This window comes from Hyunsoonleella pacifica, from assembly GCF_004310335.1.
In the GTDB taxonomy this organism is placed as follows: domain Bacteria; phylum Bacteroidota; class Bacteroidia; order Flavobacteriales; family Flavobacteriaceae; genus Jejuia; species Jejuia pacifica.
This window is the reverse complement of record NZ_SIRS01000012.1, coordinates 1-1,944: the sequence shown is the minus strand read 5'-3', so window position 1 is coordinate 1,944 and position 1,944 is coordinate 1. Positions and strand designations below refer to the sequence as shown.

The 1,944-nt window shown below is 41.1% G+C and carries 1 protein-coding gene; it reads right to left on the bottom strand.

Annotation, left to right across the window (positions count from 1 at the left end; translation table 11 throughout):
• Positions 1 to 1,944, bottom strand: a 1,944-nt coding sequence (locus tag EYD46_RS17840; protein WP_165454413.1) for an Ig-like domain-containing protein, incomplete at both ends; no start/stop codon positions are given.

The window sequence follows — 1,944 nt, the reverse complement described above, 5'->3', positions numbered from 1 at the left end:
CTTCACAATCTGTTAAACCATCTCCATCTGAATCTGTTGTATTGATACCGATTGGACTACATGGATCATTTGGATCACTTGTTGGTCCACCTGGGAAAGTCGTTGGATCTTCTGGTGTACTTGGATCATCGATTCCGGTTAACTCTTCACAATCTGTTAAACCATCACCATCTGTATCTACTGTTGACGTACATAATGGAACTACTACAGTTATTGTAGCTATATTAGAAGTATTACCATCATTATCATTTACAGTATATGTAATCGTTGTTATTCCATTATTATAACCTGGTGCTGGACTAAATGTAACGGTTCCATCTCCATTATCAGTAAACGTACCTTCTCCTGGTACAGTAAATGTACTTTGCTGTCCTGGAGTATTTGGATCTAAGTCAATAGTTAAATCATCAATTGTTCCATCTGGATCTGTATCATTTCCTGTAATATCAATTATAATATCTACTCCTGGATCTGTAGTTCCTCCATCATTGTTTGCAACAGGAAAGCAGTTAGCTATAATTGGACTACATGGATCGTTTGGATCACTTGTTGGTCCACCTGGGAAGGTCGTTGGATCTTCTGGTGTACTCGGATCATCTATTCCTGTGGTTTCTTCACAATCTGTTAAACCATCTCCATCTGAATCTGTTGTATTGATACCGATTGGACTACATGGATCATTCGGATCACTTGTTGGTCCGCCTGGGAACGTGGTTGGATCTTCTGGTGTACTCGGATCATCTATTCCTGTAGTTTCTTCACAATCTGTTAGTCCGTCACCATCACTATCCGTTGTATTAATTCCGATTGGACTACATGGATCATTTGGATCACTTATTGGTCCACCTGGGAACGTCGTTGGATCTTCTGGTGTACTCGGATCATCTATTCCTGTAGTTTCTTCACAATCTGTTAAACCATCTCCATCTGAATCTGTTGTATTGATACCGATTGGACTACATGGATCATTTGGATCACTTGTTGGTCCACCTGGGAAAGTCGTTGGATCTTCTGGTGTACTCGGATCATCTATTCCTGTGGTTTCCTCACAATCTGTTAGTCCATCGCCATCACTATCCGTTGTATTGATTCCGATTGGACTACATGGATCATTTGGATCACTTGTTGGTCCACCTGGGAACGTGGTTGGATCATCTGGTGTACTCGGATCATCTATTCCTGTTGTTTCCTCACAGTCTGTTAATCCGTCGCCATCACTATCTAAAGAACTTGGACAAACTGGTATTGTTACAGATATAGTTGCCACATTGGATGTATTACCATCATTATCATTTACCGTATATGTAATTGTAGTAGTACCATTATTATATCCAGGTACAGGGTCAAAAGTAACTGTTCCATCTCCATTATCAGTAAATGTTCCCTCTCCTGATACAGTAAATGTACTTTGCTGCCCTGGAGTATTTGGATCTAAATCAATTGTTGAATTATCAATTGTTCCATCTGAATCAGTATCATTTCCTGTGACATTAATAATCACATCAACATCTTCATTAGTTGATCCAGCATCATTGTTTGCAATTGGGGTGTCGTCTACTGGGTTTACTGTTATATCAACTACGGCTGTAGTACAGTCTCCATCTGCATCACAGATCTCATAGGTTATTTGATCGGGACCATTGTAATCTGCATCTGGGGTGTAATCTATGGTATCGTCGGTTGGGTCGTTGGGGGTACCGCCATCATTTACTGTTGCTACTCCATTGGTTGGGGCACTTGTTATGCTTATGGTACCGGTACTTGGGCCATCGCCTCCAAAATTGTCATCGTCTAATACATCGATGTTTACTGTATCATCTTCGTCTACACTGGCTGTATCGTCTACGGCCGTTGGCGTATCGTCTACGGCATTGACTGTGACATCAACTACGGCTGTAACACAATCGCCATCTGCATCACAGATCTCATAGGTAATCTGGTCAG